Raw genomic sequence first — 17849 nt, 5'->3', positions numbered from 1 at the left:
GGTGCCGGCGGGGGGGCGGGGGGGGCGCCCCCCCCCGCCGCCGCCGGGGCGGCCGGGGCCGGCCCCCGGGCGGGGCGGGGGGGGGGGCCCCCCCCCCCCCCCGCCCCCCACCCCACCGAGAACTGCCGGTCGTCAGGCGACGATCAGATAGATCCCGTACGCCACTGCCGCCGCGCAGAGCGCGAAGCACACGTACGCGCCCGTGCGTGCCGCCGCGGCGGTGCCGCCTGCGGCCGAGGGGGCGCCGGACGTCGCCGCCTCGCGCTTGGCGAGACCGACGATGCCGAGGGTGAACAGGCCCACCAGGGCCACGGTCACCCCGAGGCTGACTCCGAATACGGAGCCGAGAGCTGCCCAGTCGATGTCCATGCTGACTTTTCCTTACACCGTTGCGGGCCGGGCGGGGTCCGCCACGGTGCTGGTCGGGGCCGGGATGGTGGTCTTGACGAGGTCGACGTCGGTGCTGGTCACGGCCGACCCGGTGGGCGGCGGACTGACGGCGGCGATCGCGGTGGTCACGACACCGGCGGGCTCGGCGTCAAGAGCGCCGGGCTGGTCGTTCGTGACGTTCGTGTGGTCGACGGCGTTGCGCCGGGACAGCACCCAGATCACGGCCGAGCCGGCCACCAGCAGCGCGGCGGTCGCCGCGACGCCCCAGGGGCCCTGCTTGGTGAGGAACTCCGCGCCCGCGCCGACCAGACCGGCGGCCGGCAGCGTGAGGCCCCAGGCGACGAACATCCGGGTCGCCGTGGACCAGCGGACCACGCCGCCCTTGCGGCCGAGGCCCGCGCCCATCACGGCGCCCGAGCAGACCTGGGTGGTGGAGAGCGAGAAGCCGATGTGCGAGGAGGCGAGGATCGCGGTCGCGGCGCTGGTCTGAGCGGCGAAGCCCTGCTGCGGCGCGAGGTCCGTGAGGCCCTTGCCCATGGTGCGGATGATGCGCCAGCCGCCGAGGTACGTGCCGAGCGCGATGGCGACACCGGCCGAGACGATGACCCACATCGGGGGGTTGGCACCCGGGTTCAGGACGCCGCCGGTGATCAGGGCGAGCGTGATGATGCCCATGGTCTTCTGCGCGTCGTTCGTGCCGTGCGCCAGCGAGACGAGGCCCGCGGAGGCGATCTGACCGGTGCGGTAGCCCTTGGCGGTCGCCCTGGTGTCGGTGTTGCGCCCGATGCGGTACGTCAGGCGCGTGGCCAGCGTCGCGGCGATGCCGGCCACGAGGGGCGCGGCGATCGCGGGGAGCAGGATCTTGGTGACGACGGTGCCGCCGTTGATCGACGACCAGCCCATCGACATGACAGCGGCGCCGATGAGGCCGCCGAAGAGTGCGTGGGAGGAACTGGAGGGCAGGCCCACCAGCCAGGTCAGCAGATTCCAGAGGATCGCGCCGACCAGGGCCGCGAAGATCACCTCTGTCTTCAGTCCGTCCTCGTTGACGATGCCGCCGGAGATGGTCTTGGCGACTTCGACGGAGAGGAAAGCGCCGACGAGGTTCAGCACGGCGGACATGGCCACCGCCGTCTTGGGCTTGAGAGCGCCAGTCGAGATGGTGGTCGCCATCGCGTTGGCCGTGTCGTGGAAACCGTTCGTGAAGTCGAACACGAGAGCGGTAACGATCACGATCCCGAGGAGAAGCGTGATGTGTTCCATTTACCCAGGCTTCTGTTGGACGTCAGTGGCAAGTGGAATGTAGGCAATGTGGGTGAACGGAAAGTGAACTGGGTCGGGCCGTGCGGTGACCCAATGCGCGGCACTGTCACTCCGGTTGTGCCGGGGCCCTGACGAAGATCGCCCGGAGCGGCGGCTGGAAGCCTGGATTCCGGGCTTCTGGGGTGCCTGGCCCGTGCCGTCCGCCCCCGGGCGGACCTCTTCAGCGGTTCGGCGATCCGTTGGAGAGATCCTGATCACCCCGTAGGGGTGGTGGCGCACAGGGGCGCCTTCTCGGCCTGCCCGTGGCCGAAACCGGAATCCCGGCAATCTCGGCGAGTTCCGCCCCGCCGAGGGCCGGAACCGCTGACGGCCTCGCGGCCGGCCCCACTGCTGGCAGGATCACCGCATGACGGAGCAGCGGGGCGAAGGCGACGAGGTCCGGCAGGGCGCGATGGAGCGGGCGTGGGAAGAGCTGGTGGCGGCGGCCCGCAGAACGGTGGCGGACGGTCTGGTGGTCGGCACGTCGGGCAATGTCTCGGTGCGCGTCGGCGGCACGATCCTCGTCACCCCCAGCGGGGTGCCGTACGACCGGCTGACGGCGCGGAACGCGGTCGGTGTCGACACGGACGGCAACCAGCTCTTCGGTGACCTCGCCCCGACCAGCGAACTGCCCATGCACCTGGCGGTCTACCGCACCACGCGGGCCGGAGCCGTGGTCCACACCCACGCGGTGCACGCCACCGCCGTCTCCACCCTGGTCCCGGAACTCCCGCCCATCCACTACATGACGGCCGCTCTCGGCGGCCCGGTCCGGGTCGCCCGGTATGCGCCGTACGGCTCGGACGAGCTGGCCGAGAACATGCTCCGGGCCCTCGGGGAGCGCACCGGCTGCCTGCTCCAGAACCACGGAACGATCACCTACGGGGACACCCTGGACCAGGCGTACGACCGCACCGCGCAGCTGGAGTGGATGTCCCGCCTCTGGCTGACGGCCAGCTCCGTGCCCGGCCACGCCCCGAGCCTCCTGTCCGCGGGGCAGCTCAGGGAAGCGGCGGACAGGCTGCGGGGCTACGGGCGGCAGTGACGTGGAAGCGGATGCCGCGGACGAACCGACATCACCCCGCGGGCTCCGCCCACTGGCCCAGGACCCGTCAGGGCCGGACACTGGGCAGGTGCGCCCAGCCAAAGCGACGGCAACGGCCGTCACCGCCGTCACGACCGCCCTCATGGGCGGCGCAGCCGCCGTCGCCGCGGGCCGGTTCGCCAGCAACGCGGCCCTGAAAGCTCCGCCGGGCCGCCCGCTGCCGACCGAGCCCCGCCTCACCGTCCACTCCACGGCCGCGGGCCGGATCACCCTGACCCGCGCCCTCGCGAGCCTGCGCCCCGGCACGTACGGCCTCAGCGGCAACGGCTGCCACGCCGTGATCGGGCCCGTCCTGGACTCCGCGCCGCACGAGGCGGACACCGTCGTACGCCGCCTGGAGCGCGTCACACATGGCTCCCTGGACCCGGGCGCGAAGGTCTGGCTCACCCCGCAGGTCCACATCGGCGACCCGCACGCCGCCCTGGACATCGACCACGCGGACGTCGACATCCCCGGCGAACTCGGCGGCCTGCCCGCCTGGTTCGTGCCGGGCGTCCGCGACACCTGGGTGATCACCGTGCACGGCCTCGGCACCACCCGCGAGCACCCCATGGTCGTCATGGACTTCCTGCACCGCCAGCAGTTCCCGGTGCTCGACCTCGCCTACCGCGGCGACCTCGGCGCGCCCCGCTCCCCGGACGGCCTGGGCCACCTCGGCGAGACCGAGTGGCGCGACCTGGACGCGGCCATCCGCTACGCGGTGCGCCAAGGCGCCGAGAACGTGATCCTGCACGGCTGGTCCACCGGCGGCGCCATGGCCCTGCACGCCGCCGCGTACTCGGCCCTGCGCGACCGGATCAGCGGCATCGTCCTGGACTCCCCGGTGCTGAACTGGGAGACCACCCTGCGCGCGCTCGCCGCGGCCCGGCGCACACCGGGCGCTCTGCTGCCGCTCGCGGTGCGCGCCGCCCAGGGCCGCACGGGCCTGCGCGGCGACCGCATCCTGGAGGCCGCCGACCCCGGCGTGCTCAAGGTGCCCACGCTCCTCTTCCACGGCCCCGACGACGTGATCGCCCCCTGGGCGCTTTCCCGTCAACTGGCCGAACGACGCCCGGAACTGGTCACTCTGCACACCGTTCCGGATGCGCCCCACGGAGCCATGTGGAACGCCGACCCCGCTGGCTACGAAGAGGCACTGCGACGCTTCCTCACGCCCCTCATGTAGCGCGTGAAAGCCCCCTGACGCAGCGCCCCGAAGCCTTGCGCAAGCATTCCGTTTGGGTTTTCGGACGGTCACCAGGAAGACTGCTCCCGTGACGTCCCGTATCCCGCGCGACTCAAGGCTCCGACTCGTCCGCGCTCAGTCCCCCAGGGCCGACAGGCGAGCGGGGGCGGAGCGCGGCACAGCGCGGCCCCTGACCGCCCCCGGCGCAGTGACACAGCAGCGTGCGCGCCGTCCCGCGCCCCGCCCGCCCGAGGGCACACCCGCCCCCGGCGAGCTCGCCCGGATGGCCCGCAAAGTCCTCGCCGACGCCGTGCGGCTCGCCCGCTGGGCGGACGCCTCGCTGCACCCGGGACGCAGCCGCGCCGCGGCCCCGGACGCCAAAGGCGGGGAGGGCGCCCGCGGCACCCTCTCCACCACCACCGCCGAACGGGCCGCCGCCGACCTCGGGCTGACCCCGGATCAGGTCCGCGCCGACTGGGACACCGCACGGCTCGCCGGCCTCATCGAGGTGCACGGCGACAGCGCGCGCCCCGGCTGGCGCCTGCGCGCCTGGGACCGTGACGACGCCGCCGTACTGCGCGGCTGGGTCGCCCTCTTCGACGCCTGGTCGCTCACGCACGCGGCATCGCGCGAACTGGCGCCCGCCCTCGTCGCCGAGACCGTCGAGGCCATGCCGCAGCTCCTCACCCTGCTGCAGCTCTCCGCGGGCCCCGTCCCCGTGCCGCAGCTCCTGGACCTCCTCGACCAGCGCGTCACGGAACTGCGCACGGAACGCTGCGAGATCCCCTACGGCCCGCAGCCCGAGCCCGTGGACCCGGCCGACACCCCGTCCCTCGCCACCCTCCTGGACTGGGCGCTGCGCGGCCTGTCCGCCGTCGGCGCACTGACGTACGCCGACGGGCAGGCCACTCTGACGCCGCTCGGCTCCTGGGCGGTCTGGGTCAAGCTGGAGCAGATCTGCGTGGCCGCGCAGAGCCCCGCGGGGAACATCGAGCAGTCCGCCGAGGACATGCTCCGCGGCTGCGCGCGGCTGCGCCCGAACGCGGCCCGCTCCGAGTACCGCGCCTGGCTCGCCGCCCGCCCCGTCGGCAGCGCCGTCGCCGAGCTGCTCACCGCGGCCCGCGGCGAGGACGCCCTGCTGCGCGGCCTCGCCTTCGAGGCCCTGCGGGTGGTCGGCGCCCCGGCCGAGGCGGAGGTGCGGGCCGTCGTGGACGAGACCTCGCTGCGGCCCTACGCCCTGATCTGGCTGGCCGAGCAGGAGGGCGCCGACCCCGAGGACGTCCACCTCGTCCTGACGCGGGACGAGTCGACGTGGCTGTGGGTCGACACCGCCGCGGCCGTCGCCGACCACGGGGAGATCCATCTCCTCGTACGGCACCTGGAGTCCGCGGTGCAGCCCACGGTGCCCGCGCTCCTCGACGAGGTCCGCCGCATCGGCCATCCCCGCACGGTCCAGGTCCTGGTCGCCCTCGCCGCGGCCCACCCCGACCCGGCGCTCGCCAAGGCCGTGCGCCGGGCGGCCTTCCAGGTGCACACCGGCGGCGTCTGAACCAGCTCCGGGAGCCGTTCAGCTCACCGGAAGGTGTTGCACTGGGCCATGTCGCCGGTGCGGTAGCCCTGGTAGAACCACTGCTGCCGCTGCTCGGCAGAGCCGTGCGTCCAGGACTCGGGGGTGACCCGGCCCTGGAACTTCTCCTGGATGCGGTCGTCGCCCACGGCGGCCGCCGCGTCCAGGCCCTCGCGGATGTCCGCCTCGGTCAGGCTGGTGATCAGCGGCTTGCCCGTCTTGTCGTCGGGGGTACGGGTCGCGTGCCGCGCCCAGACGCCCGCGTAGCAGTCGGCCTGCAGCTCGACCTTCACCGCGTTGCTGTTCTGCCCCGTCCGCCCGTCCTGGGAGCGCTGCAGCGTCCCCATCAGGTTCTGCACGTGGTGCCCGTACTCGTGCGTCACGACGTACGCCTGGGCGAAGGGGCCGCCGCTGGATCCGAACTTGGTCCGCAGCTCCTCGAAGAAGCCCAGGTCCAGATAGACCTTCCGGTCACCGGGGCAGTAGAACGGTCCGACCGCCGACGTCGCCGCGCCGCATGCCGTGCCCACCCGGCTGGTGAACAGGACCGTCGACGCGGGGGTGTAGCTCGCGTTCCTGCGCCGGAACTCCGCACGCCAGAAGTCCTGCACGCTGTTGACCACCGCCACGATGCGGCAGTCCTCCTTGGTGTTCGCGTCCTGCCCCGTATGGCAGGTCTGCTGGACCTGCGCGAGGGACGAGGAGGTGGCGGCGGGCTCGTCGTTGCCCGATGAGAGGCCGAGCTGGTCCGGGCCGACCCCGAAGAGCAGCCCGAGGACCAGCGCGATCAGGCCCGCGATGCCGCCGCCGACCGTCGCCTTGCCGCCGGGGATCCGGCTGCCCCGCACGTCCTGCACCTCGGACGTGTCCAGATCGGCGTCGTCGTCGAACTGCATGGGCGCACCACCCTCTGCCTCGCATCCGGGGCGGCGGTCGCGCCGCCCTGTGCCGAGATGTCGGCGCCTTCATCCTGGTATGCCCCACTCCGTGCGGCGCCGGACGGGGGTCCGAACGGGGGACCCCGGCCGATCGGTGCGCCGTGTCGCGGCCGTCGCCCGGGGCCGTGCGGCGCTGCCGCCGCTACGCTCTGCGCCTGTTCCATGGGCAGAGGTACCGGCAGATGTGCCGCAGAGGGGTGGCGTCGTGTCCGTAGTGCCGTTCGAGGCGACCGGATCCGGGCCAGCGCGATCCGGGCCAGCGCGATCCGGGCCAGCGCGATCCGGGCCAGTGAGATCCGGCCCGGTGCGACCGGCGTCCGCCCGCCGCCGCTCCCGGCTCGCCCTCCCGGTGGCCCTCGGCCTGCTCGCCCTGCCGCTCATCACCGCGGCCCACCACTCGCGGCCCGCCCCCTACGGGGACCATGTCACCGTCCACGCGCGCGTGGACGGTGACATGGTCCCCGAGCTCCGCACGACGGGGCGATCGGTCCAGGCGTACGACCCGGCGACCGGGCGCGCCCGCTGGACGTACAGCCGCGAGGGAGCACGCCCGCTCGTGCTGCTCCCCGTCCCCGGGCACGCCGTCGCGCTCTGGAGCGACGGCCTGGTCACCGACACCGCACGCGCCGACGGCAGCAACGTCCGCTGGCACCGCGCCATCCCCGGCAGCGCCCCCTGGCTGCGCTCGCCCGCCGCCCGCGGAGCCGCCGGAGTCCTCCAGCCGCTCGACCCCCGCGGCCGCATGCTCGCCGTCGTCACCCCGCAGCGCATCGCCGCCTACCGCAGCGCCGACGGCGACCTGCGCTGGGTGCTGCCCGCCCGCGGCGGCTGCGCCTTCGAGCCCGCCCGTGCGGTGCGCCACCGGGGCGCCCTGATGGTGGCCCAGCCCTGCGGCGACGCCGCGACACCGTGGACCTCGCAGCTGATCGCCGTGGACGGCCTCGGCCGGATCGTGCCCCGCCGCACGCCCCTGGGTAACGAGCTGCCGGGCGGCGCCCCCGGGGACGTACCGACCCGGGCAGAAAAAGAGCTTGCAGCGCCCCGTTAGAATTGGCCGCATGGCCATTCTCCTCGTGCATTAGACGGCGTGATCGCCTTCAGCCCTTCCGCCGTCCATCCCACCCCCTGCCCAGGAGTCTGTCCGTGATCACCGCTTCCGGCATCGAGCTGCGCGCCGGCGCCCGCATCCTCATCGAGAACGCCACCTTCCGTATCGCCAAGGGCGACCGCATCGGTCTGGTGGGCCGCAACGGAGCGGGCAAGACCACGCTCACCAAGTGCCTCGCCGGTGAGGGCATCCCGGCCGGCGGCACCATCAGCCGCTCCGGAGAGGTCGGCTACCTCCCGCAGGACCCGCGCACCGGCGACCTGGACGTGCTCGCCCGCGACCGCATCCTCTCCGCCCGCGGCCTGGACACCCTGATCCGCAAGATGCGCGAGAACGAACAGCGCATCGCCAACGGCTCGGGCGCCACCCGCGACAAGGCGATGAAGCAGTACGAGCGCCAGGAGACGGAGTTCCTCACCAAGGGCGGTTACGCCGCCGAGGCCGAGGCCTCCACCATCGCCGCCGCGCTCAGCCTCCCCGACCGCGTGCTCGGCCAGCCCCTCCACACGCTCTCCGGTGGTCAGCGCCGCCGCGTCGAGCTGGCCCGCATCCTCTTCTCGGACGCAGACACCCTGCTCCTCGACGAGCCGACGAACCACCTCGACGCCGACTCCATCGTCTGGCTCAGGGACTACCTCAAGTCCTATCGCGGCGGCTTCATCGTGATCTCCCACGACGTCGACCTGGTCGAGACGGTCGTGAACAAGGTCTTCTATCTGGACGCCAACCGCGCCCAGATCGACGTCTACAACATGGGCTGGCGGCTCTACCAGCAGCAGCGCGAGTCCGACGAGAAGCGCCGCAAGCGCGAGCGTCAGAACGCCGAGAAGAAGGCCAGCCAGCTCCACTCGCAGGCCGACAAGATGCGCGCCAAGGCCACCAAGACCGTCGCCGCGCAGAACATGGCCAAGCGCGCCGACAAGCTTCTCGCCGGTCTGGACGAGGTGCGCCAGAGCGACAAGGTCGCCAAGCTGCGCTTCCCGGACCCCTCGCCCTGCGGCAAGACCCCGCTGATGGCCGAGGGCCTCTCGAAGTCGTACGGCTCGCTGGAGATCTTCACGGACGTCGACCTCGCCATCGACAAGGGCTCGCGCGTCGTGATCCTCGGCCTCAACGGCGCGGGCAAGACCACGCTCCTGCGACTCCTGGGCGGTGCCGAGAAGCCCGACACCGGGCAGGTCATCGAGGGCCACGGCCTCAAGCTCGGCTACTACGCGCAGGAGCACGAGACCCTCGACCCGGAGCGCACGGTCCTGGAGAACATGCGCTCGGCCGCCCCCGACCTCGACCTCGTCGCGGTGCGCAAGACGCTCGGTTCGTTCCTCTTCTCCGGCGACGACGTCGACAAGCCGGCGGGCGTCCTGTCCGGCGGCGAGAAGACCCGTCTGGCCCTCGCCACCCTGGTGGTCTCCTCCGCCAACGTGCTGCTCCTCGACGAGCCCACGAACAACCTCGACCCGGCGAGCCGCGAGGAGATCCTCGGCGCCCTGCGCACCTACAAGGGCGCGGTCGTCCTCGTCACGCACGATGAAGGTGCCGTGGAGGCGCTCCAGCCGGAGCGGATCATCCTGCTGCCCGACGGCGTCGAGGACCTGTGGGGCCAGGACTACGCGGATCTGGTCGCTCTCGCCTGATCCCCGGGCTCCCGCCAGGGCGTCCACATTGGTTGATCGAATAACTGATCCACTGCGTATGGATCATTCGGCCGAGCCGTGATCCTTCATCTGTGTGAGGTCTCCTCGTACCGAAGTGCCGGATACACGGATTTCATCGGCGCCACGGGCGTACGACCCGATTCTCGCCCGGCACCCCGCTGACCTGGCAATTCCTCCCGCAACCCATTCGGCCGCACGGAATTCGACGAGCGGAATCGTTAATTCCGCTCGTGGTGTCGCCTTCCCTGACGGGAAAGCTCGTCGTACGGACCTTGCCGAATGGGTGGCCAGGAAGCCCGGGAGGGGTGATCATGAGAAGTCCAGAGCGCACTTCCTATGAGGAGGCACGGGTGGCCGAGACTCTGAAGAAGGGCAGCCGGGTAACCGGCGCCGCGCGTGACAAGCTCGCGGCAGACCTGAAGAAGAAGTACGACAGCGGTGCGAGCATCCGGGCGTTGGCCGAGGAGACGGGCCGTTCGTACGGTTTCGTGCACCGCATGCTCAGCGAGTCCGGAGTCACGCTGCGGGGACGCGGCGGGGCGACGCGAGGCAAGAAGGCCGCAGCCGGCTGACGGCTGCGGGCGGTTCACCGGCTTCGACGGTGGCCACCCGGTCGATCGACTGATCGGCCGGGTGGTTACTGTGCAGTCACTTACGGGCGCGTACCTGCGTCCGGACCGACTGCACACCACCATCGGAGGCTCCTATGGTTTCGCCCGGCAGTGAACTCGGCGGATCCGCACCGGTACTCGACAAGGACGGCGTACGCCTGACTGTCGACGAGGCCGTCGCCACGGTGACGTTGGCCAACCCGGCCAAGCGCAACGCCCAATCTCCCGCGCTGTGGAGGGCGTTGGCCGAGGCAGGCCGGATGTTGCCGGGCAGTGTCCGTGTCGTCGTGCTCCGCGGTGAGGGCAAGTCCTTCTCCGCGGGCCTCGACCGACAGGCGTTCACGCCCGAGGGCTTCGACGGTGAGCCGTCATTCATCGATTTGGCGCGCGGCGACGACGACGTCCTCGACGCGACGATCGCCGAATACCAGGAGGCGTTCACCTGGTGGCGGCGCAGCGACATCGTGTCCATCGCTGCCGTCCAGGGGCATGCCATCGGTGCGGGCTTCCAGCTCGCGCTCGCCTGTGACCTGCGGATCGCCGCCGACGACGTGCAGTTCGCCATGCGCGAGACCAGCCTGGGCCTGGTGCCCGACCTCACCGGCACGCACCCCCTCGTGGGTCTTGTCGGCTACGCCCGCGCGCTGGAGATCTGCGCCACCGGGCGGTTCGTCCACGCCGCCGAGGCCGAGCGCGTCGGCCTGGCCAACCTCGTCGTGCCCGCCGACCAGCTCGACGCGTCCGTGAGCGACCTCGCGGCGGCGCTCCTGACCGCCCCGCGCGACGCCGTCATCGAGACCAAGGCCCTGCTGCAGGGCGTCGCCGGTCGTACGTACGAGGAGCAGCGCACCGCCGAGCGCGCCGCGCAGGGACGCCGACTGCGCGACCTGGCGGGCCTCGGCGACTGACGCCTCACTCCACCGCGGTGACCAGGACGGTCACCGAAGGGCGGTCCGGCAGCGCCGCACCGACCGCCGTACGGACCGCGAGCGCCACGTCCAGGGCGCGGTGTTCGCGGTCCGTGGCCAGCTCCACGCGCGCGTGCCGGTGCGGCAGCGAGGCGTCCGCCGCCCGGAACTCCGCCAGGTGGACGGCGCGGCCGAAGCCGCCGAGGGCGCCGGTCAGCCGCCGCACGCCCGGCACGTCGAGCGCGGCGCTCGCCACCCGGGCCTCCTCCCCGCTCCCGGGGGCCGCCCCCGCCCCGTCCTGCGGTGCCTTCTCCGGGTCCGCCGGTACGTCGACCGGGGCCTGCCCCGCGTCCAGCAGCGTCGTCACGCTGAGGTCCACCTCGTCGACCACCAGGCCGAGCCGCTCCCCGGCGGCCGCGAACAGGGCCTCCCGGAGCCGGGCCGCCGCCGCGGGCAGCGGCTCGGCGGGCTCGGCCGCGAACTCCGCTGTGATCCGCAGCGGCCCCGGCGGCAGCGCGCTCGGCGGCGCAGGCACGCAGGGCGCGTACGCCGTCGAAGGGTCGGCGAGCGCCACCCGCAGACCGCCGAGACGCACACCGCTCACCCGATCCGCCGCATGGCGCAGCACCCCGTCCGCGCACGCCTCGGTCAGCCAGGAGCCGTCACCCGGTCCGCCCAGGGGGAGCACCCGCCCCAGGCCGAGCTGCCGCCGTACCGCCTCGGTCCATCCGTCACCGGTCATTGCCCCAGCCTGCCGCATCCCTGGCGCGCGAGGACGTAACCGCACTTAGTGTGGGCGAAGGAGTAGATCCCCTTTCGAAAGGGACAGACGGTCATGAGCGACACCGGACAGCGGAACCTGTCTCAGGAGGCCCTCACCAAGGGGTCCCCGGACGAGGCGGTGGGGAAGAGCGGCACGACCAAGAGGGGCGGCGGCGATCCCGCCACCCGGGGGCGCACGACCATCGCGGACGGCGTGGTCGAGAAGATCGCCGGGCTCGCGGCCCGCGACGTCGACGGTGTGCACGCGATGGGCGGCGGACTCGCGAGGACCTTCGGGGCCGTGCGTGACCGGGTGCCCGGCGGCTCCGGCTCCAAGTCCGTGTCACGCGGCGTGAAGGCCGAGGTCGGCGAGGTGCAGACGGCGCTCGACCTGGAGATCGTCGTCGAGTACGGGGTGTCGATCGCGGACGTCGCGCGCGATGTCCGGGAGAACGTCATCGGGGCCGTCGAGCGCATGACCGGTCTTGAGGTCGTCGAGGTCAACATCGCGGTGAGCGATGTGAAGCTCCCGGACGAGGAAGACGATGAGCCGCAAGGCCGCCTCCAGTGACACTCCCGTACGGGATCAGCCCCACCTCAGCCGCGTCTTGCTAAGGAGCGCACGATGAGCATGGCCGTGATCGGCATGGTGGCCGGAATGGCGCTCGGCTTCGCCGGGTACTTCGGCGGGTTCGGGGCCTTTTTGCTGGTGGCCGCCCTGGGAGCCATAGGGTTTGTCGCCGGCCGGTTCCTTGAGGGGGACCTCGAGGTCGGCGACTTCTTCCGTACGCGTGGCGACGACCGGCGGCGGTGAGCCGTGGCGGCTCAGGTCGGGCCCGGGGAGCGCGGCGCGACCGTGATCGCCGACCGGGTGGTCGCGAAGATCGCGGCGCAGGCGGCCCGTGAGGCGCTGACGGAGGCGCCCGCGGACTGCTCGCCGCCGCACGCGACCGTCACCGTCCGCCATGACGTCGCCCGCGTCCGGGTCAGCGTCGAGCTCGACTACCCCTCGGACATCGGCGGGCAGTGCGGTGCGGTGCGTCACCAAGTCACCCAGCGGGTAAAGGCGTTGGCGGGGATGGAAGTGCCCGAGGTCGCGGTCCAGGTCGAGCGGCTGCACTCGGCGCACGTGCGCGCCGCGAGGCAGGGGAGGACGCGATGAGCGAGGCTCAGGGGCCTCAGGGAGCGGGCGGCGGCGGTGGCACGCAGCCGCTGCCCGTCGTCGAACGCGCCGAGAGCGAACTCGACCAGTCGGCCTCCGCGGCGGCCTACGATCCGCCGCCCACGCTGGCCGACGAGACCAGGGCGACCCGCTTCTGGTCACCGCGGCGGGTGCCCGCCACCGTCCTCGCGCTGCTGGTTCTCGGCGGTGCGGGGCTGCTGCTGTACGACGTCGCGGCGGTGCGGGCCGGACACCACGCCATGGCCTGGCGGCGCGACCTCGCCCGCGAACTCTCCGAACGGCCCCTGGACGACACGGCGGTGCTCGTCGGCGCCGGGGTGGCCGTGGCCGCCGGGCTCTGGCTGCTCGTGCTCGCCGCGACACCCGGGCTCCGGGCGGTCCTCGCCATGCGGCGCGCGGACGCGGACGTACGGGCCGGGCTGCACCGGGGCGCCGCCGCCACGGTCCTGCGGGACCGTGCGATGGACGTGTCCGGGGTGCAGTCGGTGCGGGTCCGCATGACGCGCTCGAAGGTGGACGTCCGCGCGGTCTCGCACTTCCGCGAACTCGACGACGTACGAAGCGACTTGGACGCCACGCTGGCGGACGGCATCCGGGACCTGGGCCTGGCCCGTGGCCCCGCGCTCTCCGTCCGGGTGGCACGGCCGGGCAGGAAGGGCTGAGCGCGATGCTGAAGACGGTCAACCGTGTGGTGCTCGGCCTGCTCGGCCTGGTGCTCGTGATCGGGGGCGGCTCGGTCCTCGCCATCGGGCTCGGGGCGTCGCCGCCTTCGTGGTGGATCCACGACGGAAAACGTGACGTCCTGGTGAGCGACGCGGACCGGTCGCGGTGGCGGGACGAGGGCTGGTTCTGGCCCACGGTGATCGCCGTGCTCGCGGTGTGCCTGCTGCTCGCCCTGTGGTGGCTGGCGGCGCAGTTGCGGCGGCGCAGGCTGGCCGAGGTGCTCGTGGAGACCGGGGACGGCGAGGGCGCGCTGCTGCGGGGGCGCGCCCTGGAGAGCGTGCTCGTGGGCGAGGCGGAGTCCCTGGACGGCGTGCAGCGGGCCGGGGTCTCCCTGACCGGGCGCCGCAACGCGCCGGAGGCCCGGGTGTCGCTGCTCATGGAACCCCACGCGACGCCCGGTGAGGCACTGCACCGGCTCTCCACGGAGGCGCTGGCGCACGCGAGGGATTCGGCGGGCCTCGCCCGGCTGCCCGCGGTGGTGCAGCTGCGGGCCGTGAAGCACCGCGCCGAACGGGTCAGTTGAGCTTTACGGTATGGGGCATGGCTCGACCAATCGCCCCATACCGTGAGGAATCCGGCGCCTAGAACCCGTGCCGCGCCCCGCCGTCCACCGGCAGCATGATCCCCGTCAGATACGACGCCGCGGGCGACAGCAGGAACGCCGCGGTCCGCCCGAACTCCTCCGGGGTGCCGTACCGGCGCAGCGGGATGCGGGACTCGTGGCCCGCCCGCGTCGCCTCGGGGTCCGCGGAGAGTCCGTCCAGTTGCCGCACGCGGTCCGTGTCGATACGGGACGGCAGCAGTCCCACGACGCGGATGCCCCGGGGGCCGAGCTCGTCGGAGAGCGACTTCGCGAAGCCCGCGAGCCCCGGCCGCAGGCCGTTGGAGATGGTCAGCCCCGGGATCGGCTCGTGCACGGAGGCGGACAGCACGAAGCCGATGACACCTCCCTCGCCGAGCTCGGCCGCCGCGGAACGAGCCAGCCGCACCGCTCCGAGGAAGACCGACTCGAAGGCCGACTCCCACTGCTCGTCCGTGTTGTCGGCGACGAAGCCGGGCGCCGGCCCGCCGACGCTGATCAGTACGCCGTCGAAGCTCCCGAAGTGCTCACGCGCGGCGGCGATCAGCCGGCCCGCGACGGCCGGATCGGCGTTGTCGGCTGCGATGCCCCGGGCGTTGTCGCCGAGTTCGGCCGCCGCCTCGGCGACCGTCTTCTCGTCCCGGCCGGTGATCAGTACCTTCGCGCCGTCCGCGACCAGCGCACGCGCGGCGGCGTTGCCCAGGCCACGGGTGGCACCGGTGATGACGTAGACGCGGTCCTTCAGTCCAAGATCCATGGCTCTATCCTGCCGCCTCGCGACAGCGGAACGCGAGGCCCGCTAGACGGCGGCCGGCGTCGACTCCGTCGCGGGCGCCGCCTCCGCGGCAGCCGCGCGGCGGTCGCGGACCTCCCTGCGCACCAGGACCACCCAGCCGATGGGCACGCCCGTGCAGAACAGCCACCACTGCACCGCGTACGCCATGTGCGGGCCGATGTCGCCGTGCTCGGGCTCGCCGATCAGCTGGGGGGAGCCGCCCGGGGGCTCCGGCGAGGTCAGCTCGACGTATCCGCCGAGCACCTCCTTGCCGAGGCTGTGCGCCTGCTGGCCGCTGCTGATCAGCATGATCTGACGGTCCGGCAGCCCCTGGAGGTCCTTGATGCCGCTCTGCGCGGACGTCTCGTCGGCCATCAGCCGGCCGGTGACGGTGATCTTGCCCTTGGGTGCGGCGGGGATCTTGGGGAAGGCGGTCTGCGGTCCGTTCGCCGGGATCCAGCCCCGGTTGACCAGCAGGACCTTGCCGTCGTCGAGGACGAACGGGGTCAGGACGTGGAAGCCGATCTCTTCGTCGGCGTTCGTGCGGCGCCGCACGACGACCTCGTCCTTCGTGTCGTACGTCCCGTGCGCGCTCACCCGGCGGTAGCGCTCGGTGGGTGTGACGGAGTGCCCGGGGGAGGTCAGCCGCTCGGCCGGCACCGGCTTCGCGTCGAGCGCCTTGGCGATCTCGGCGTTCTGCGCGACGCGGTGCTCGTGGCGGTGCAACTGCCAGAAGCCCAGCTCGATCATCGTGGGGATGAGAACGAGGGCGATGAGGGTGAGGATCACCCACTGCCGGGACAACAGGAAGCGGTACACCCCACGAAGGTACAACTCGGTCGTGGGGTGCACGGGGGTGGGGTACTCCGGAACGGGTCCGCGAGGGACGGCACGGGCCGTGCGGGGCCGTGGGGGCCCTCGGGATCCCGGGGAGGAGCCGGGTCACACCCTGTCGACGATGCCCACCTGCCCCTCCGCCCGCGAGCAGTGCGCACCGCAGTACCACTTCCCGTCGGCTTCCACGCCCTGGCCGATGATCCGGCAGCGGCAGTGCTCACAGATGGGCGCCATGCGGTGAATGGCGCAGGAGAAACAGTCGAAGACGTGCACGGCCCCTTGGGCGTGCACTTCGAACGACATGCCGTAGTCGTTTCCGCAGACCTCGCAACGTGCCATGCGCCACAGGGTGGGACGCGAGGCGCCCGCATGCGAGCAAGCAGGCGGGCGCCGGGCCGACAATTCACCCGTCTGACGCTGCGGGCGGCTCAGCCCTCCGCCGCCGGAGCGACGTCCTGGAGGAGCTGGCCGAACGCGGCCTCGTCGATGACGGGCGTCCCGAAGGACCGCGCCTTCACGGTCTTGGAGGTGCCCGAGTCCGGGTCGTTCGTGACGAGCAGGCTGGTCAGCCGCGACACGCTCGTCGCGATGTGCAGCCCGGCCTCGACCGCGCGGTCCTCCAGCAGCTCGCGCTCGGTGGAGGTGTCGCCGGAGAAGGCGACGCGCATGCCCTGCTGGAGCATTTTGCCCGGTTCGTACCGACCCGGGTTGGGGTAAGGGCAGGCGGGCCGCTTGCGCGAGGGACGCCAACTCGACGGACCGAACGAGGAGTACGAGGAAGCCGCGGAGCCCGGGCCGGTGGGCTGACGGACGATCCGGGGCGCGCCGTCGGACCACTCGGTGAGCGGACGGCACTCCAGGAGCGGCAGCCGCACCCCGCCGCCGGCCGCGGCCTGGAGGCTGGGGCGGAAGGCCTCGGCGAGCACGCGCGCGTCGTCGAGCGCGTTGTGCGCGTTGCGCTGTTCGACACCGAAGTGCGCGGCGAGCGACTCCAGCTTGTGGTTGGGCAGCGGGAGCCGCAGCTCCTTGGAGAGGGCGATGGTGCACAGGCGCTGGCGCACGGGGGCGGTCAGCTCGGCCCGTGCGTACTCCCTGGCGATCATCGACCAGTCGAAGACGGCGTTGTGCGCGACCAGGACGCGGTCGGCCAGACGCGCGGCGAACTCCCCGGCGATGTCCTTGAAGAGCGGCGCGTCCGCGAGGAGCTCACTGGTGAGGCCGTGGATCCAGACGGGCCCGGGGTCGCGCTGGGGATTGACCAGCGTGTACCAGTGGTCCTCCACCTCCCCCTGGGCGTCCACGCGGTAGACGGCAGCCGACACTATGCGGTCGTCGCGGGCGAGACCTGTGGTCTCGACGTCGACGACCGCGTACCCCGATGGGTACGCGGCCGGCCAGGAGGCTGCGGACGCTGCGGTCGTCTGGTCTTCGAGCATGGTCCCTGAGGATACGGGCCACGACTGACAGTCAGGTCCCCGGTCCGCCGCGCGGGTCGGTCGCGTGGCCGATTCGGTCGCCGTCGGGTGTGCTTCCGTCGGCCCTGGGACCCAGAAGTCCGGACACCAGTGCCTTCACCGAGAGGGTGAACAGCGCCTCGGGGTCGACGGGTCGGGCGAGCGCGCGGGCGAGTGCCGGATCCTGTTCGGCCGTCCGCGCGCCCCACAGTTCTTCCTCGCCGGGGCTCTGGACAGGAGCGCGTTCGCGGTTGCGCTCGACCAGGACGTGGCCGACGACGTGCACCTGGACGGCGCGTACGGCGTCGGCGGCGCGGGTGCCGCGCAGGCCCGCCGCGTGCACTTCGTGGACCAGGACCTGCTGGGCGGGCAGGAACATCCGCTCGGTGAGGCCGCGTTCGTGCACCATCGCGACGAGATGCGGATGGTCGCGCAGCCGTCGGCGCAGGGCGCGCGCGACGGAGACGATGCGCCCGTCGGGCGTGCGGCCGGCGGGACGGATGTCGCCCAGGTCGGCGAGGGTGCGGTCGACGAGGGCGTCCAGGAGCGACTCGCGGTTGCCGACGTGCCAGTAGATCGAGGTGACGGCGGTGCCGAGCTCGGCGGCGAGCCTGCGCATCGTCAGGGCCTGCGGGCCGTGCTGCTTGACGAGCGCCGTGGCGGCGGCGAGCACCTGTTCCCGGTCGAGATGACCGCGTTCCCGGTCCGGATGCGTACGCGTCTCTTCACTCTTCACGAGTCCTGTTGTAACTGTGTTACAGAACCGCCCGCAAGACCTCATGCAGT

The 17849-nt window shown here is 72.6% G+C and carries 21 protein-coding genes; 12 read left to right on the top strand and 9 right to left on the bottom strand.

Going from position 1 to position 17849, the window contains the following annotated elements; translation table 11 throughout:
* Positions 1-132: 132 nt before the first annotated feature.
* Both AB0E78_RS00335 and AB0E78_RS00330 read right to left on the bottom strand, forming a co-directional pair.
* Entirely contained in the window at positions 133-369 is a 237-nt protein-coding gene (locus AB0E78_RS00335) for a hypothetical protein (RefSeq protein ID WP_361826183.1), read from the bottom strand.
* Between the two features lie 12 nt (positions 370-381).
* On the bottom strand, positions 382-1653 hold the full coding sequence (locus AB0E78_RS00330) for an inorganic phosphate transporter (protein WP_361826180.1): 1272 nt from the start codon (positions 1651-1653) through the stop codon (positions 382-384).
* A gap of 406 nt (positions 1654-2059) precedes the next feature.
* Here AB0E78_RS00330 and AB0E78_RS00325 point away from each other — a divergent pair, with 406 nt between their 5' ends.
* The 3 genes from AB0E78_RS00325 (at position 2060) to AB0E78_RS00315 (ending at position 5511) form a co-directional block, all read left to right on the top strand.
* Complete coding sequence (locus AB0E78_RS00325) at positions 2060-2737, top strand: class II aldolase/adducin family protein (RefSeq protein WP_361826177.1); 678 nt, start codon at positions 2060-2062, stop codon at positions 2735-2737.
* A gap of 88 nt (positions 2738-2825) precedes the next feature.
* Positions 2826-3962: an alpha/beta fold hydrolase gene (locus AB0E78_RS00320; RefSeq protein ID WP_361826174.1), complete on the top strand. Its 1137-nt coding sequence runs from the start codon at positions 2826-2828 to the stop codon at positions 3960-3962.
* Positions 3963-4050: 88 nt separating this feature from the next.
* Positions 4051-5511 (top strand): hypothetical protein, encoded by a 1461-nt coding sequence (locus AB0E78_RS00315; RefSeq protein ID WP_361826170.1) that lies wholly within the window; start codon positions 4051-4053, stop codon positions 5509-5511.
* Between the two features lie 23 nt (positions 5512-5534).
* Here the strand turns inward: AB0E78_RS00315 and AB0E78_RS00310 are convergent, their stop codons facing one another.
* Entirely contained in the window at positions 5535-6425 is an 891-nt protein-coding gene (locus AB0E78_RS00310) for a neutral zinc metallopeptidase (protein ID WP_361826167.1), read from the bottom strand.
* Positions 6426-6771: 346 nt separating this feature from the next.
* On the opposite strand from AB0E78_RS00310, the gene AB0E78_RS00305 reads away from it, so the two are divergent.
* The 4 genes from AB0E78_RS00305 to AB0E78_RS00290 all read left to right on the top strand — a co-directional run bounded on the left by AB0E78_RS00305 (position 6772) and on the right by AB0E78_RS00290 (position 10749).
* Complete coding sequence (locus AB0E78_RS00305; RefSeq protein WP_361826165.1) at positions 6772-7515, top strand: PQQ-binding-like beta-propeller repeat protein; 744 nt, start codon at positions 6772-6774, stop codon at positions 7513-7515.
* A 95-nt stretch (positions 7516-7610) separates the two neighbouring features.
* The gene (locus AB0E78_RS00300; protein WP_361826162.1) at positions 7611-9209 is read left to right on the top strand and encodes an ABC-F family ATP-binding cassette domain-containing protein; all 1599 of its coding nucleotides are present in this window, start codon (positions 7611-7613) and stop codon (positions 9207-9209) included.
* Positions 9210-9580: 371 nt separating this feature from the next.
* The gene (locus AB0E78_RS00295; protein WP_249590717.1) at positions 9581-9802 is read left to right on the top strand and encodes a helix-turn-helix domain-containing protein; all 222 of its coding nucleotides are present in this window, start codon (positions 9581-9583) and stop codon (positions 9800-9802) included.
* A 134-nt stretch (positions 9803-9936) separates the two neighbouring features.
* Positions 9937-10749 carry an enoyl-CoA hydratase/isomerase family protein gene (locus AB0E78_RS00290; protein ID WP_361826160.1) on the top strand — a complete coding sequence of 271 codons (813 nt, stop codon included), beginning with the start codon at positions 9937-9939 and terminating at the stop codon, positions 10747-10749.
* 4 nt (positions 10750-10753) lie between these two features.
* On the opposite strand, the gene AB0E78_RS00285 is transcribed toward AB0E78_RS00290, so the two are convergent.
* Positions 10754-11491, bottom strand: coding sequence for a nucleopolyhedrovirus P10 family protein (locus tag AB0E78_RS00285; RefSeq protein WP_361826157.1), 738 nt, complete (start codon positions 11489-11491; stop codon positions 10754-10756).
* A gap of 93 nt (positions 11492-11584) precedes the next feature.
* Here AB0E78_RS00285 and AB0E78_RS00280 point away from each other — a divergent pair, with 93 nt between their 5' ends.
* The 5 genes from AB0E78_RS00280 to amaP are packed head-to-tail and all read left to right on the top strand — an operon-like array spanning position 11585 to position 13940.
* The gene (locus AB0E78_RS00280; protein ID WP_361826154.1) at positions 11585-12082 is read left to right on the top strand and encodes an Asp23/Gls24 family envelope stress response protein; all 498 of its coding nucleotides are present in this window, start codon (positions 11585-11587) and stop codon (positions 12080-12082) included.
* 54 nt (positions 12083-12136) lie between these two features.
* Entirely contained in the window at positions 12137-12325 is a 189-nt protein-coding gene (locus AB0E78_RS00275) for a hypothetical protein (RefSeq protein ID WP_361826151.1), read from the top strand.
* Positions 12326-12328: 3 nt separating this feature from the next.
* The gene (locus tag AB0E78_RS00270) at positions 12329-12673 is read left to right on the top strand and encodes a hypothetical protein (RefSeq protein ID WP_361826149.1); all 345 of its coding nucleotides are present in this window, start codon (positions 12329-12331) and stop codon (positions 12671-12673) included.
* Positions 12670-13356 (top strand): DUF6286 domain-containing protein, encoded by a 687-nt coding sequence (locus AB0E78_RS00265; RefSeq protein WP_361826146.1) that lies wholly within the window; start codon positions 12670-12672, stop codon positions 13354-13356. Before AB0E78_RS00270 ends, AB0E78_RS00265 begins: the two co-directional genes overlap by 4 nt.
* A 5-nt stretch (positions 13357-13361) precedes the next feature.
* Positions 13362-13940 carry an alkaline shock response membrane anchor protein AmaP gene (gene amaP, locus AB0E78_RS00260; protein ID WP_361826143.1) on the top strand — a complete coding sequence of 193 codons (579 nt, stop codon included), beginning with the start codon at positions 13362-13364 and terminating at the stop codon, positions 13938-13940.
* Between the two features lie 58 nt (positions 13941-13998).
* On the opposite strand, the gene AB0E78_RS00255 is transcribed toward amaP, so the two are convergent.
* The 5 genes from AB0E78_RS00255 to AB0E78_RS00235 all read right to left on the bottom strand — a co-directional run bounded on the left by AB0E78_RS00255 (position 13999) and on the right by AB0E78_RS00235 (position 17799).
* A complete protein-coding gene (locus AB0E78_RS00255) occupies positions 13999-14754 on the bottom strand; it encodes an SDR family oxidoreductase (protein ID WP_361826140.1) in 756 nt (251 codons plus the stop codon).
* A gap of 42 nt (positions 14755-14796) precedes the next feature.
* A complete protein-coding gene (locus AB0E78_RS00250; RefSeq protein ID WP_361828405.1) occupies positions 14797-15591 on the bottom strand; it encodes an SURF1 family protein in 795 nt (264 codons plus the stop codon).
* 123 nt (positions 15592-15714) lie between these two features.
* On the bottom strand, positions 15715-15948 hold the full coding sequence (locus AB0E78_RS00245) for a hypothetical protein (protein WP_361826137.1): 234 nt from the start codon (positions 15946-15948) through the stop codon (positions 15715-15717).
* 89 nt (positions 15949-16037) lie between these two features.
* Entirely contained in the window at positions 16038-17045 is a 1008-nt protein-coding gene (locus AB0E78_RS00240) for a DEDDh family exonuclease (RefSeq protein WP_361826134.1), read from the bottom strand.
* Between the two features lie 31 nt (positions 17046-17076).
* A complete protein-coding gene (locus AB0E78_RS00235; protein WP_361826131.1) occupies positions 17077-17799 on the bottom strand; it encodes a TetR/AcrR family transcriptional regulator in 723 nt (240 codons plus the stop codon).
* Between the last annotated feature and the right edge of the window lie 50 nt (positions 17800-17849).

Source organism: Streptomyces sp. NPDC032198 (assembly GCF_040636975.1).
In the GTDB taxonomy this organism is placed as follows: domain Bacteria; phylum Actinomycetota; class Actinomycetes; order Streptomycetales; family Streptomycetaceae; genus Streptomyces.
The sequence above is the reverse complement of the archived record's forward strand: the minus strand, read 5'-3'. Positions and strand labels throughout refer to the sequence as shown.